The following is a 13,458-nucleotide window of genomic DNA, read 5'->3' as shown; positions in this document are numbered from 1 at the left end:
ATGGTGGAGCGCTTCGGGCTGCGGCGGTGAGAAGGGCGCGTGCGCTGCTGCTCGGCGTACGAGCAACTGGACCAGACAAAGCAGAAGTGCGAGGCACGTGGCATTCAACCCCCACGCCACTATACCAGCACCTCCCTCCCTGCTAGACGCGCGCTGACCATGGGCGTCCGTGAAGGAAGGGCGAAAATCCGCGCACACAGCAGCTGATCACTGTTGCCCGCTACATGGGGTGCGGGCTGGCCCCGACCCCGCGCTACAGGGCGCTTACAGCGCGCCGTTGACGCCAGATCGAGCACCGAGCTGCTTCGCCACGCCCTCGAACAAAGCCGACTTCGGACCAGTGGTCACTGATTGCTCGATCAGTTCCAGCCAGTTGCTGTCGTTAAAAAGCCGTTCGTAGACCGTTTTTGCATTTTCCAAATACCTCAGCCGCTCTTCACTGGAAAGCCACCAAGGCCACTCCAGCCATCCGTCTGTTATCCTTACGCATGCTGAGCCGTCTTCCTCGTTGACCAGAAACTCCAAAACAATTTCGGGGGCGACATCTGGAAAAAGAAGGCCCCAAAATGACTTGTGATCATCAGCGAAGGCCGGCGCAAACAGCACACGATATTTGTCTTCTTCTACTTCAGCGGGCGCTGTTGGCGTTGGGGAAAAGCCAAGCACCTGCCAGTTTCTGTCTGGCAACACGATTTCCAAGCTGTCCTCGAAAACATAGCCGTGCCGTTCCGGGTCGCCTGCTGAAAGCGCACTGACGAACAGAGCTTGTGTAGGTGATAGAATATCAAACTGCGCTATCTCCAAGTCACTGATGTTTATATCCTTGGCGTCGAATTGGTCGTGCTGATCGCTGTCTTGAGACATATCGCCCTCAAACCTTTCGTCTCGCCTACTTTGCCAGCGCTCAGCGATTTTGCAAGAGCGCAGATGGTGCTCTCGAGCCCTGCTGTGTTCAATAAAAACGCGGCGCACAGCAGCGGATCACCGGTGCCCGCTACATGGGGTGCGGGCTGGCCCGGACCTCGCGCTACAGGGCGCTTACAGCGCGTCGTTGACGCCATCAACTGAGCTCGTCGGGCTTGGGCTTGTTGAAGGGCCGCTTGCGCTTTGGCTTCTTGAACAGATCAGCGTCAGGTGACTTGCGTGGTTTGGGCTTGCTTGGCTTGGGTATAGGAAGCGGCTTGGGCTTTGGATGCCGTCTCCGTCGTGCCTCGCCTATCACTTCGTTTACGCGCATGCGGGGTGACCTGCAGTATGGGGTGAGGCGATTTCACCAAGGCAAAACGATAAGTAACTGGCTGTGAGATTTTGCGCGGCAGGAGTTTCGCGCAGCTGAGGTGCTGGTCCCATCATAGCCCCATGCGCTCCGCTGTCATCCATTTTGCGCGTGATAAATGATCCAGCTCTGCCAAGCATAAACCCTGCAGCTCTCGGAACTTGTCGGCCATGCTGTGATTTTCCGGGCGTGTGGATTTTGCGAGATGGGTGGCATAATAGCCAAGCTTGCTCGCACAAGTCGCCAGCGCGTCAGCACTTGGCGTGCGTTTGTGAAAGCGCAGCACACGCAAGTAACTTGGATCTTTCGCCAGCCAGCTTTCGCAGAACTCTCGGTTGCTGGCCACGATATCCAGTGCTTTTAGTTCAAAATTGACCTGTTCCAAAGCCTGTTGTGTCATGTTGTCTCCCGTTGATCGTGCACGTATTTATCTCATGTGATACCGACACCCGTGTTTGCGAAACTGGTGCCGCACACAGTGGTCGCGTACTGTGTTGCGGACACAGTGTTGCGCGACGTGAGGCCCCGGCACGGTCAGTCCCCGTGCAGCTCCTGCAAGCGCTTGATCTCGCGTTCCTGCCACTTGTTGCGCCGGTGGATACGCTGGCGAAGTTCGCGGAAGTCGAACTCGAGCGCGGTCTGGCAGCGCTCGTGGGTGGGAAAGCGGCCACGTGCCGCGTTCTCTGCAATCATGCGCGCGCGGAGCAGGGCCCGGCTTGCGATGATCGTGAGCATTTCTCGATCGTAGCGATCCTCCACGCTGACCTCGGGCATGTTGGGGTCGAGCACGGGGCTGTAGGTGAAGCTGACGCGCGCCTGTGCGCCCGTGCGCCAGAGCGACTTGCGGTACATCGCGCTGCGCAGCCATGTCATCCTGAGGTAGCGCATGAGCGCATCCTTGTGGTGACGCTGGCCAACGAGCGGGTACTTCACCACGGGCTCGACCAGCTTGCGGCGCTCCGCTTTGACGCGCGCGAGCTGCTGCTTGACCTGCCGGTTGATCTTGCTCTGCGGCAAGCCCACGGGCACGGCGAGCAACATGACGCGCTGCCGGCCTTGCTCGATCCACGGCTCTTCGAAGTATCGTGCAACGTCGTCGGTGACGTCCGGTACGCTGCGCGCGGTGTGGGGGGCGTAGGCCACGCGGGTCACGGCAGGGGGTGAGCCCTGATAGCCAAAGTGCTTGAGCCCGACGTCTTTCCACCAGAGCCGGAACAGTGCGCGCTGCACGTCTCCCAAGTCATCATATACCCGTAACACGGTGTCGAAGTCCGCCGGCCGCTCAGATGCAGGCACATCATCGCCCGCTCGATGACGACGCGCGAGCTCGTAGCTCGGGCTCACGGCGAGGTACTCGAACCACAGCAGATACATGCTGATCTGCGAGACCCAGAGGCCGCCGCTGCGACGGTCTCGTGCGGTGAGCTCTCCGATCCGGTTGGGCAGGCGGTGTGACATGCTTCTCTGTAGCATGCACAGCCCAACCTTAACAGCTAAGTCCGCAAGTTCGGCTGTTATCCATGCTGCCTGCTACCCTCGGCTACACCCATGACTGTCGGAAACGACAAGCAGTTCATACAAAAGGAGGTAAAAATGAACGCTATGACAACGAAGATGAAAGCAGAAACGCGCATGCAAGTTCAAACGCTGCGCAACACGCTCGAGGAGCTGCACGCACAACGAAGCGCTTGGGAGGAAGGCACGTACAAGCGCAGCAACGACGAGCTATACGCAATTTTGGAAGAATGCGGAAGAATTTTTGCAGAACTGCGTGAAAGCAAAGCTCGTGCGCGCGTGTTTAATGCAGCTATCGACGAAATGGGAGTAACGTTCAACACACGCACAAGCATGGCTCTCAAAATTGTACGCGTGGTGTTTGGACAGCAGACGCGCAGAGAATACGCGTATGCAAATGTGCTGAAAGTTTGGTTTAATGAGGCAGACGACAGGCAGACAGTAAGGAACTTTTTGATTGAGCGTGGAGGCATTGAGAATGTGAGGCGCACTTCGAACAGAAACAGCACACAAAAGCTGAAAACTGAAGATTACAGGAGCTTTGCTACAGACACACTGCAAGCTGCAGCTGGATTTGGAACGTTTTCGTTGCAAGACAGCATGCTGCACGACGAGAACAACGACACAGACTATGCAGTTGCGCTCGTACGCTGTGACAGCAACGGAAATGGCAGCGTGGTTTATAGCAGCAACAAGCACACACTTGTAAAGAACGCGCTTGCAGTTATTGGAAAGGAGCTGGATGAGCGAGCGCGCAGCGCAAGCAGTAAAGAAAATTTGGAAGAGGAAAAGAAGCGTAGACAGGAAAATATCAATGCGTTTGTAGCACGCGAACTTGGTGTAACAGACGCAGCTTAATTGCAGCAACTGCACGCAGCGCTTTGAGTGCTGCGTGCACACACAGAAACAAGGAGAAGTGATATGACGTTTGAAGAGAAATACGCGCCAAGCAAGTTCGAAGAGCTTGTGTTTGGAGATATTGCAGCGCGGCAGCTGTGCGAGCGTTACGCGTTTGGCGCTCCCTATAAGCCACTCATGTTGTGGGGGCCGCCAGGCACAGGAAAAACGACAACAGCGCGCGTGATTGTGCGAGAACGGTTCAGAGCAGCGGACTATGATGGAGGTATTGAGGAGTTCAATGGCGCAGAGATCGTGCCTGACACGTTGGACACGTTCCGTAACATTGGTTCGTTGATGAACTTCAGCATGGGAGATCCGTTGATCTTGATAAACGAGTTCGACGTGATGGAACGTGAAATGCAGGAGAAGTTTCGCGCTTGGATGGACAAGTACAAAAGTATCAACTTGCTGGTGACAACGAACGAGCAGGTGAATGTGGAGGGTGTGAGCCAGCGGCTGATGCCCGCGCTGAAAAGTCGCTTTGAGCGGTTGGAGCTGCCGCCGCTGAGCGTGAATGACTGCTTGCCTCGCGCGCAAGAGATTGTGAAGCAGGAAGGCTTCGACGTAAGTATAGCAAACTTGAAGATGCTGCTTAGCGGTTTCACGGGCGATTTGCGTGATATGCTGCCGTTGCTTGAGGCGGTGGTGTCAAAGATGCAGCAAGGCTCGGCTGCGCAACAGGCAAAGCCCACTCTGCAGGTGGTTCCACCTTCGCAAACTCCGTGAACACAATCAGGGGCAGGCGTTTTGTCTGCCCCTTTTTTTGCGCTGCGCGGGCGTCACGCCGTGTCAGTGTCACGCACTGTTGTGCGAACACTGTTGTCAACCACTGTCGTGCGAACACTGGTGTTGAGCCGCGCGACGCGTGGATGATTTTTCCAAAAAACCGGTCGACCGTTTGGCGAGCAAGACCATACACGTGCTGTATGTTGCACGAGGGAGCCAAACGATGACGGATATTGCCGAGCTGAACTTTCAATCTGTCAAGCGCGCGGGCCGGGCACCGGATCCCGTTGAGGCGCGCCGGCGCAAGCTGATGGCTGCACTGGACGAGCAGAAGTTGGTGCTGGCTGCAAAGCTTGCAGGCGAAGTCCACACGAAGACCCGTCGCAAATGGATGACGAACGCGGAAGGCGAACGCGTGCAGGTGCCTGTGGAGCGTCGTGTGCGTGCGTGGTTTTTCGAGCAGGACGGCGGGTGGTACGTGCAATGCCGGTACGGGGCGCGTGTGCTGCTTGTGGACGGGGAGAACAATGCCGTGTTCGTGGACGCGCTCGAGGACGTGGAGCTCGTGTTGGACGCGTTCCAAGCTGCAGCTGCCGAGGGCAAGCTGGATGACGCGATCGCAGAGGTCGCAGAGCGCAAGCGGCGCTCTCAGTGACGGCACACGAACGAGACCGCATCCGACAGCTCAATGACCACGCGCGCCGCAGCTTTCGGAACTGCCGCGTGGTCATCACGCCAGGTGTTGCGGAGTTGGACGACCTGCCAGCTGTGCTGCGGGCCGTGCAGCGCTTCGACGACTTTACCGCTGACAACGATCCATACGGTGAGCATGATTTCGGCGCGCTGCGTGTGGGCCATGCGGAGGTGTTCTGGACGTTCAGCTACTACGACATCGATCAAGAGATGCTGTCGCCTGATCCCAGTGACGATGCCGTGACCGTGCGGGTACTTACGATCATGCTCGCTTGTGAATACTGAAACGACCTCACTTGAGTAGGTCATTTGGGCTCGTGTTCTTTTTGCGTGATCCCTGTGGTCATGCTGTTTCTGCTCTACGACACATCTGCTTCGCATCTGTGTGCCGTTCGATCAGTTCGTGCTCGCTCGCGCCTCGCCTCACTGATCATCACGCAGCTCGTGTTCCCGTAGAACCCGCTCAAACTGCAGTGGTCTTTTGCGTGATGTGGTGTGAATGGTTTTTCATTTCTCAGGGACTGCAAGGAGCCATCAGACCAACGCCAAAATTGGCGTCGGTCTGAAAGCGCGCAACTGCGGTCTGCACGTCGCGCACCAGGCTGTATCACTGAACCCATTTCAGGGAAGAGCAGGTTTTGCGATCATCTCTATTACCAGCCACCACGCACGCGTAGGATCCATACAGCAGGGTTGCCCTACACGTTGACGGTTCTCTTGCGAGGTTGTCATCCGTCTCACTTTACGCCGAGCGTTCCCGGCCAACCATTACGACTTCGCAAACGTCAAATCACTTCCGATGTTTCAGGATAAAAGGATGTCTCTCCAGTGGGACTGCGTTTTAGGCATCCTGCACAGAGCACAGGGTAGTGCGAAGAAGACGAACAACGAGCAGTTCGGATTTGCTTACCCCCTCACGTCAGGACGGATTTGCAGCACTATAGCAGTCGGCGTGCCAACCTTGATCTCGTTTGTGGTGCCTTGGTGAGCCTATGTGTTTATTTATCAACTTGACGGAAAAACCGGCTCAAAACGGGTCAAGGCAAAATCTCAGAGAATACATAAACTATGAGATTTTCCTGTAAGTCATTGATTTTGAATGTCGCGTGCACAGGCTGGATTTCGGTCGACCCGGCAAAACCTCAGACTTTATAGTCATACGCACGAAAACATGAGGTTTGCGACATGGCTCAGGCTCAGACGCTGTCCGACGCGCAACTCAAGCGGGTCCTGCAGTGGTGCAGCACGCGTCGGCACAGCACGCGTGACCGCGCGATCATCCAGTTCAGCTTCTACGCAGGGCTGCGCGCCAAGGAGCTCGCAGCGCTGCAGCGCGGGGACGTGTACGATGAGGAGGGCCGGGTGCGTGAGCAGTTCATGCTACGCGCAGCGCAGGCCAAGGGCGCGCGTGCTCGCACGGTGTGGATCAATCGGCGCCTGCGACGCGTGCTGGAGGACTACGCGACGCGGTTGGACATGACGGACCCCACGAAGCCGCTGTTCGTGAGCCAGAAAGGGGGCGCGTTCTCCGCGAACACGATGACGCAGCTGTTTCTGGACATCTTCAAAGCGGCCGGGTTCGCGCACGCCAGCAGCCACTCCGGCCGCAGGACCTTCATCACGAACTTGGCTGGCAAGAGCGTGAGCGTGCGCGTGCTGGCAGAGCTGGCGGGCCACAGCTCCATCCAGACCACGCAGCGCTACATCGACGTGAACCCCGAGCAGATGCGCCACGCCGTAGAGCTGTTGTAGCGCGCTCTACGGCTTCGTCCTTGCGCCCGTGCAGTCCTGCGTGCCGACGACCGCTGTGCAGGCTCCACGCAGCGCAGCGTGCACGCCCGGCGCTTGACGCTGAGACCTGCTACGCGCATATAATTCCGATTATATACGTGGAGAACTCCATGCAGACGCTGAAGATCACGACTGTTGGCGCGTCGTCTGGCGTAATCCTGACCAAGGAGGTCATGGCGCAGCTGCGGGTGCAGAAGGGCGACACGCTCTATCTCACGGAAACGGCGGATGGTGGCTACCGCCTCACGCCGTACAACCCCGAGTTTGCGCGTCAGATCGAGCTGGCAGAAGAGATCATGCACGACGATCGTGAAATCCTGCGCGCGCTGGCCAAGTGAGCGACGCATCCGAGCCACCACAGCCAAGATGGCGCTGGATCGACCGCTCAGTGATCCACGCCGTTCACGACCGGCAGTTGGCCGAGCACGGTGGTCCTGACGGTCTTCGTGATCCCGCCGCGCTCGACAGCGCGCTCGCCCGTGCGCAGAACATGGCCAACTATGCAGACGCCGATGCCGCAGACCTCGCAGCGGCCTACGCGCATGGACTTGCGAAAAATCACGCGTTCGTGGATGGCAACAAGCGCATCGCGTGGATTGCCGCGCGTCTCTTCCTGCTCGATAACGGCTGCAAAATCAGCTTTGATCCGCTCGAAGCCATCCGTGTGATGGAAGGCGTTGCATCGGGCCGTGTGAGCCAGAGCGAGCTTGCCGCGTGGTTCCGTGCCAGACTGCAATAGAGCCGGCCCGCCCAACGATCTCTGCTTCTCGTGCAGGCGATAGGTGGGTCAGTCCTCGCCATAGCCCTCGTCCACGAGCTTGATCGTCTCGTGCAGCCGCTCTGACGCAAGATGGGCATAGCGCTGGGTGACAGTGACGTTGGAGTGTCCCAGCAGCTTCTGGACTTCGTAAATGCTGACGCCCGCGTTGATCAACGTGCTCGCAAAGCTGTGGCGCAGGTCGTGCAAGCGCACATCCTCCAAGTCAGCTTCAGCACGCACCCGTTTCCACGTCTCCCATATATTGTAGTAGGGCTGCAGCGTTTTGGGGTTGGCGAACACGATACCGACGGGCTGCTGGAAGTTGCGCTCTTGATAATCATCGGCGTGTTGGAGGATTTCCATGGCCTTGCCGCTAAGAATGACGGTGCGTGGCTGGCCATTCTTCGTGATCGGTATCCGCCACTCACGACGACCGAAGTCGATATACTGCCATTCAGCCTCAAGCACTTCCTTGCGCCGCGCGCCCGTGTACAGCATGAACAGGATTGCGAGGTTGACCGGTGTCGCACCGCGTTCGCGCAGCACGGTTTGCAAGCGTTGAGCTTCTTCGCGAGACAGGAACCGTTCCAGCTTTCGCGTGTCGCGCAGCAGGTCTGGTGATTTTTTCAGACTGCTGTGCATCCTGCAGATATCCCAGTCGTCCGCACGCTTGAGCATGGCACGCAGTGTGACCACTGCGCGATTGATTGATCCCGGCGCGTATCCAAGCCGCTTCATTTCCGTGCTGAGGTTGCGCAGGTCGGCTTGGCTGATCGTATGCAAATGCCGATCACCAAAGCGCGTGTAGTATGTGCTGCGATACATCTGTATGATGTTCGCGCTGTTGCGACGGTAGGTTTTGTACCACGGCAAGAAGTGCTCGTGATAAAATTGATCGAGCGTCACGCTCTTGTTGGACTTGATGATGTCGTCCGCGCTGGCCCCTTGATTGACCTGCTGTTTGTACGCCAGCGCTTTTGCGCGGGCCTGATCCGCTGACATCTCAGGAAAACGCCCGAGATTGATCACGCGCATCTTGCCGTCTATGCTATTGCGCAAATTAAACGTGGCGGAGCGACTTCGTATCTCAACGGAGAAGCCTTTCATCGCCGTGTCGGTCAGTGTCACCCGACCTGACACCAGGCGAGCTTGGCGGGATGTTATCGCGTAGTCCGAGATGCGTGCTTTCATGTCCACTGCCTTTTCTGCAATGTACGGTCATAGCGATGTTGTCGCGACCGAAAAAATAGTCACGCAAAAACAATGACTTGCTCAAGAAAATCGCAGTCGACATGCGTTTGAGGTGCAGTCAAACGCATGTCGTTTGTGGCTTTGGCCGCAAATAAGCGAGGCTAACCAATTGAAAACATTTTGAAGTTTATTTTGAATTAAGGCGCGAATGGCTAAGGATTTTGCGGGTATCAACCGTATGGAGGCTGAGGCCGGCCTGCAGGCACCAAGAGCAGAAGTGACCACCAGCACGAAGCAGGACATCACGTCGCGCTTCGTCGCGATGTGGGAAAAGAAGAACGCGCAGCGCGCGCTGCGTGGCGGAGCCGTGTCCACCATGGCCCTCACCCTGGCCGCCTGCGGCGGTGACGACGACGATCCGGTCGCCCCGGCCGAGCCAACCACGCCCGTTGTGGACCTCGTCGAGAATGCCGGTGTTTTCTCGCTGGCAACTGACGTTGACGGGTTTTCTGTCCCGAACGATGGTGTGGCACCCGAGATCACGATCAGCGACGATGAGCCGGACGACCAAATCACGGCAACGCTGGACGCGAACGGCGCTGGCTCCGGCACGCTCGTGCTCGACTTCATTGACGAGAACGACACGCTGACGCTGACGGCGGACAGCGATTTCGGCAGCTTCACCGCGCTTGAAATCCAAGACGGCACAGTTGATGTGTCGCTCGCTGACTTGGGCGGCATTACCAGTGTCACGATCAACTCAGGCATTATCCTCACGAGTGACCAGCTGGAAGGCCTGAGCGAGCTTTCCGGCACGGGTAGCGTTGAGGTTAAGGCAGAAACGGCTGAAGAGGCCGATGCGGCCGCCACAAAAATCGGTGAGCTGGGTGTGACGGCGCCCGTGACGATCACCGCTGCTGATGGCGCCGACATCTCGGAAGCTGAGCTTGAAGCCGCGAACACCGCTGCCGAGGCCGCGGTTGAAGAGAATAATGCCGCTGACCAGCCCTCCGGCTCCCTCACGGCCGACAAAACCGAAGTCGACGAAGGCGGTGTCGTCACCTTCACGATCTCCACGCAGAACGTTGCCGAAGGCACGACGCTCAACTACACCATCACGGGCGTTAACAGCGACGACATCTCCGGCGAACTGTCCGGCACGTCGACGGTCGACGCGAACGGCAACGCCGTGATCTCGGTCGAAGTCGCGGAGGACCAGCTCACCGAGGGCGCCGAGGATCTGACCCTCTCGACCACCGTTGCCGGTGAAGAGCTGACCGAGACCGTCACGGTCAACGACACCTCCGTGACGCCTGTGCCGACGTTCGACCTGAGCGCGTCGGAACCGGCTGTCGACGAGGGCGGCACGGCGACGTTCACACTGGAGACCGAGAACGTGGATGCCGGGACGGAGTACAGCTACACGCTGTCCGGTGTGTCCGCGGCTGACCTGGCCAGCGGCTCACTGTCCGGCACGGCGACGGTCGACGCGAACGGCAAGGCGGTGATCACCGTCGACCTCGCTGAGGACGAGCGCACCGAAGGCGAGGAGACGCTCACGCTGGAGGTTGCCGGCGAGACCGCGGATGTCACGATCAACGATACCTCGGTGACGCAGCCGCAGAGCTTCACGCTCACAACAGACCCCGACTTCGGTGAGGAGTTCACTGGCGGTGACGGCGCCGACACGTTCAAAGGGACAGACACCACCTTCACCAGCGGTGACGATCTGAACGGTGGGGGCGGCGAGGACACTCTGACCGTTACGTTCGCTGACGGTTCAGTTACACCCATTGTGGATTTGACCAGTATCGAAACAGTCTCGCTGCGAAACGCGGACGATGGCAGCGCTCTTACGCTCAACGCCGATGGCTGGGCCGGTGTGACGACACTGGTGAACGACCGCGCCGAGAACGACGTCACGCTGAATAATCTCTCCTCCCTTCCGACGCTGGAAGTGATCGAGGGCGGTGGCTCGGATTTCACCATCGACGTCGATGCCTCGGACGTCGACCTGACGGGCTCTGAAGATGCTCTCACCGTCGTGACGCGTGATGCCGACCTCGCTGTGCTGGCGGTCGGCGACGGGAATGGTGACACTGTCGAGCAGCTGACTGTGCAAAACACGGGCGACAGCGCCATCGGCGAGATCACTGACGGGGCAGGCAACCTCGCGCCTCTGGCGTCTCTGACGGTGACGGGTAGCGGGTCGCTTGACCTGAATGTCGGCGGGGGTACCCCGTATGCTGGCCTGACCACCGTTGACTCGACCGGCGTGGCGTTGACCCTCGATGTGGACAACAGCAGCTCCGACGCCGGAACCGATACGTCCATCACGAGCACAGGCGCCGATGACGACATCACGGTCGTGGGTGCTGACGGTTCGGCCACTGACGCCGCCGACACCACGGTCTCGCTGGGTGATGGCGACAACACGGTGGTTGCGACGTCCGGCGCGACTGATGCCAACTTGACCGTGACCACCGGCGGAGGCGATGACGATATCACGGCTACTGACGCAGCTGACGAGCAGACGGTCGCCATTACTTCCGGTGCAGGCGACGATACCCTCGCAGTGGATGTCTCGAACGCCACCGACAACAGCAGCACGGCTTCGATCACTGCTGGTACGGGTGCCGATGAGGTCACCGTCACGGCAAATGCCAACGTCGCTCTGACCGTCGATCTCGGTGCGGGTAACGACACGCTCACGATCAATACAATCAATGCCACGGCCGACGTGACCGACACGATCGACGGCGGCGACGGTGTTGATACGCTGCGCGGCGCGTCCGGTGACTTGGCAACGATTGAGGCAGATGCTGATCAACTCGCGACACTGTCCGGCTTCGAGCAACTGGCGGTCAGTGACGCGTTGGCGAATAACCTCGATCTGACTGCTTTCGGTGTCGACCGCATCTCTCTGGAAGTCGGTGCTGCGTCGGCTGGTGTAATCACTATGGCGTCTGGCGATACGATTGCCTTTGACGAAGCAACTCTTACCGGTGATGTGACGACGGGCGCACTTGTTGCTGCTGTCGATGGTGCGAGCGATGCGGGCTCCAACGCTGATGTTGTAAACATCGAGGGTAACATCGACTTTGTTGGCGCTAATAATTTCACCACAGCCGGCAACCACATCGATGTCGACGCCGTCGAAACGGTAAACATCAGTGTTGTGGATACGGACACGAATACCGCTGGTACTGGCGCTGCAACGTTCACTCTGGCTAACGCTGATAACGTTGAAGCGATCAGCGTTGATGCGGCGCAGGCAACCACAGTTGACGACGATGGAACCACCGATTTCGTCGCCCTCAATTCGCTCGACGCGTCTTCTTCCAGTGCAGCCGTGACCTTCTCCGCGGACGCAGCTGGTCAAGGCGTAACGATGACTGGTGGCGAGGGAGCCGACGACTTCACCGGCTCTGGGCTTGCCGATGTCATCAATGGCGGTGCCGGCGACGATGTCATCAATGGCGGTGCCGGCGACGATGTGATCAGCGGTGGCGCTGGGAATGACACGCTCGACGGTGGCGCTGGTGCAGACAATGTGTTCGGTGGCGCAGGAGCGGATGTCATCGATGTGGGTCAGGGTAGTGACTTCATCCAAATCAACGCCCTGACCGATGGATCTGCGGCCACTGGGGCTGGCGGTACGTTTAGTGGCTTCGACACGTACACGAACTTCGACGCCGATGGTGGTGACGTGCTGGTGTTTGACAGTGGTGACAACACCAATGGTACGACTGTTGATACGGCGGTCGTAGATAACGTGTTCGTGATTGCCTCTGATGACGCTGCTACTGCCGCGAATGACCTTGCGGCGGATGGGTCGGACCGTACGGACGTAGACAGTGTGATCAGCTTCCTTACAGACGCGGCCAACTATGATGAGACCGCCGGCGAAGTTGATCTCGTCGCAGTTACTTTCGCCGGCTCTGGAGATACGGCGGTGTATCTCGTCGACAACAACGGTGACACTGACGCTGCCGCTGGTGAAGTTACGCTGCTTGGTACGATAGATACTGATCAGAATCTTAACGCAGCTGACTTCGTCATCGCCTAAACCACTCACGCCAGCCCCCTTTAACTGGGGGGCTGGTTCCCTGATTGTCTTCCGCAAGCTGCCGTAGGAACGGTGTTTTAGCCGTCACCCATCCTACTTTTCCGGAGACAGTGTCGGAGCACCCCGTTCGGGCGGTTCTGACTTACAAAGGCAAGACCACGCCTCGGAAAGGCCCGCCGCACCCTCAGCCGGCGGGTCTTTTCTCGTTCGGAACACGGCCGTCATATCTGGTTTGATTGTCAGGTGCTCCGGTCTTACATAGGCAGCAAAGCCGCCACCACTCACGGAGCCATCATGTCCGACGACCAGACCATCACGATCGACGGCAAGACCTACAAGCTCGCCGATCTCAGCGAACAGGCGCGGGCGCAGCTGGCGAACATCCGCTTCTGCGATGAGCGGATGCAGCAGCTTCGGAACGAGCTCGCCGTGAGCGATACCGCGCGCATGGGGTATTCCCGGGCGCTGAAGCGCGAGCTGGAAAAGGCGAAGGCGTAACGCATGGCGAAAACGCTGCGGCTGGGGGACAAGGATTAC

13 protein-coding genes are annotated in these 13,458 nt (G+C 58.5%); 9 read left to right on the top strand and 4 right to left on the bottom strand.

Annotated elements, in window-relative coordinates:
- Positions 1–264: 264 nt before the first annotated feature.
- From DRV84_RS15465 to DRV84_RS13960, 3 genes are all read right to left on the bottom strand, one after another.
- The gene (locus DRV84_RS15465; protein ID WP_147298868.1) at positions 265–864 is read right to left on the bottom strand and encodes a hypothetical protein; all 600 of its coding nucleotides are present in this window, start codon (positions 862–864) and stop codon (positions 265–267) included.
- Between the two features lie 485 nt (positions 865–1,349).
- Positions 1,350–1,676, bottom strand: a complete 327-nt coding sequence (locus DRV84_RS13965) for a DUF6626 family protein (RefSeq protein WP_115981792.1) — start codon at positions 1,674–1,676, stop codon at positions 1,350–1,352.
- A 134-nt stretch (positions 1,677–1,810) separates the two neighbouring features.
- Positions 1,811–2,650 carry a hypothetical protein gene (locus DRV84_RS13960; RefSeq protein WP_158547815.1) on the bottom strand — a complete coding sequence of 280 codons (840 nt, stop codon included), beginning with the start codon at positions 2,648–2,650 and terminating at the stop codon, positions 1,811–1,813.
- 219 nt (positions 2,651–2,869) lie between these two features.
- Between DRV84_RS13960 and DRV84_RS15460 the strand changes: the two genes are divergently transcribed.
- The 7 genes from DRV84_RS15460 (at position 2,870) to DRV84_RS13930 (ending at position 7,640) form a co-directional block, all read left to right on the top strand.
- Positions 2,870–3,649, top strand: a complete 780-nt coding sequence (locus tag DRV84_RS15460) for a hypothetical protein (RefSeq protein ID WP_147298867.1) — start codon at positions 2,870–2,872, stop codon at positions 3,647–3,649.
- 63 nt (positions 3,650–3,712) lie between these two features.
- A complete protein-coding gene (locus DRV84_RS13955; RefSeq protein ID WP_115981788.1) occupies positions 3,713–4,417 on the top strand; it encodes an AAA family ATPase in 705 nt (234 codons plus the stop codon).
- Positions 4,418–4,640: 223 nt separating this feature from the next.
- Positions 4,641–5,072: a hypothetical protein gene (locus DRV84_RS15795; protein WP_192881430.1), complete on the top strand. Its 432-nt coding sequence runs from the start codon at positions 4,641–4,643 to the stop codon at positions 5,070–5,072.
- Entirely contained in the window at positions 5,069–5,395 is a 327-nt protein-coding gene (locus DRV84_RS13945; protein ID WP_115981786.1) for a DUF3768 domain-containing protein, read from the top strand. Before DRV84_RS15795 ends, DRV84_RS13945 begins: the two co-directional genes overlap by 4 nt.
- 900 nt (positions 5,396–6,295) lie before the next feature.
- Positions 6,296–6,862, top strand: coding sequence for a tyrosine-type recombinase/integrase (locus tag DRV84_RS13940; RefSeq protein WP_115981784.1), 567 nt, complete (start codon positions 6,296–6,298; stop codon positions 6,860–6,862).
- Positions 6,863–7,011: 149 nt separating this feature from the next.
- Positions 7,012–7,239, top strand: coding sequence for an AbrB/MazE/SpoVT family DNA-binding domain-containing protein (locus tag DRV84_RS13935; protein WP_115981782.1), 228 nt, complete (start codon positions 7,012–7,014; stop codon positions 7,237–7,239).
- Positions 7,236–7,640: a type II toxin-antitoxin system death-on-curing family toxin gene (locus DRV84_RS13930; protein WP_115981780.1), complete on the top strand. Its 405-nt coding sequence runs from the start codon at positions 7,236–7,238 to the stop codon at positions 7,638–7,640. Before DRV84_RS13935 ends, DRV84_RS13930 begins: the two co-directional genes overlap by 4 nt.
- Before the next feature lie 48 nt (positions 7,641–7,688).
- Here the strand turns inward: DRV84_RS13930 and DRV84_RS13925 are convergent, their stop codons facing one another.
- Positions 7,689–8,852 (bottom strand): site-specific integrase, encoded by a 1,164-nt coding sequence (locus DRV84_RS13925; protein WP_115981778.1) that lies wholly within the window; start codon positions 8,850–8,852, stop codon positions 7,689–7,691.
- A 208-nt stretch (positions 8,853–9,060) separates the two neighbouring features.
- Here DRV84_RS13925 and DRV84_RS15660 point away from each other — a divergent pair, with 208 nt between their 5' ends.
- Both DRV84_RS15660 and DRV84_RS13915 read left to right on the top strand, forming a co-directional pair.
- Positions 9,061–12,921 (top strand): beta strand repeat-containing protein, encoded by a 3,861-nt coding sequence (locus DRV84_RS15660; protein ID WP_158547814.1) that lies wholly within the window; start codon positions 9,061–9,063, stop codon positions 12,919–12,921.
- 294 nt (positions 12,922–13,215) lie between these two features.
- A complete protein-coding gene (locus DRV84_RS13915; protein ID WP_115981776.1) occupies positions 13,216–13,419 on the top strand; it encodes a DUF6447 family protein in 204 nt (67 codons plus the stop codon).
- Positions 13,420–13,458 lie beyond the last annotated feature (39 nt).

This window comes from Rhodosalinus sediminis, assembly GCF_003385555.1.
In the GTDB taxonomy this organism is placed as follows: Bacteria; Pseudomonadota; Alphaproteobacteria; order Rhodobacterales; family Rhodobacteraceae; genus Rhodosalinus; species Rhodosalinus sediminis.
This window is presented reverse-complemented; position numbering and strand designations above follow the sequence as displayed.

Bases quoted from the DNA above. Each gene is read 5' to 3' on its own strand.
- DRV84_RS15465 (WP_147298868.1), bottom strand. From the start codon at position 864: ATGTCTCAAGACAGCGATCAGCACGACCAATTCGACGCCAAGGATATA.
- DRV84_RS13965 (WP_115981792.1), bottom strand. From the start codon at position 1,676: ATGACACAACAGGCTTTGGAACAGGTCAATTTTGAACTAAAAGCACTG.
- DRV84_RS13960 (WP_158547815.1), bottom strand. From the start codon at position 2,650: ATGTATCTGCTGTGGTTCGAGTACCTCGCCGTGAGCCCGAGCTACGAG.
- DRV84_RS15460 (WP_147298867.1), top strand. From the start codon at position 2,870: ATGAACGCTATGACAACGAAGATGAAAGCAGAAACGCGCATGCAAGTT.
- DRV84_RS13955 (WP_115981788.1), top strand. From the start codon at position 3,713: ATGACGTTTGAAGAGAAATACGCGCCAAGCAAGTTCGAAGAGCTTGTG.
- DRV84_RS15795 (WP_192881430.1), top strand. From the start codon at position 4,641: ATGACGGATATTGCCGAGCTGAACTTTCAATCTGTCAAGCGCGCGGGC.
- DRV84_RS13940 (WP_115981784.1), top strand. From the start codon at position 6,296: ATGGCTCAGGCTCAGACGCTGTCCGACGCGCAACTCAAGCGGGTCCTG.
- DRV84_RS13935 (WP_115981782.1), top strand. From the start codon at position 7,012: ATGCAGACGCTGAAGATCACGACTGTTGGCGCGTCGTCTGGCGTAATC.
- DRV84_RS13925 (WP_115981778.1), bottom strand. From the start codon at position 8,852: ATGAAAGCACGCATCTCGGACTACGCGATAACATCCCGCCAAGCTCGC.
- DRV84_RS15660 (WP_158547814.1), top strand. From the start codon at position 9,061: ATGGCTAAGGATTTTGCGGGTATCAACCGTATGGAGGCTGAGGCCGGC.
- DRV84_RS13915 (WP_115981776.1), top strand. From the start codon at position 13,216: ATGTCCGACGACCAGACCATCACGATCGACGGCAAGACCTACAAGCTC.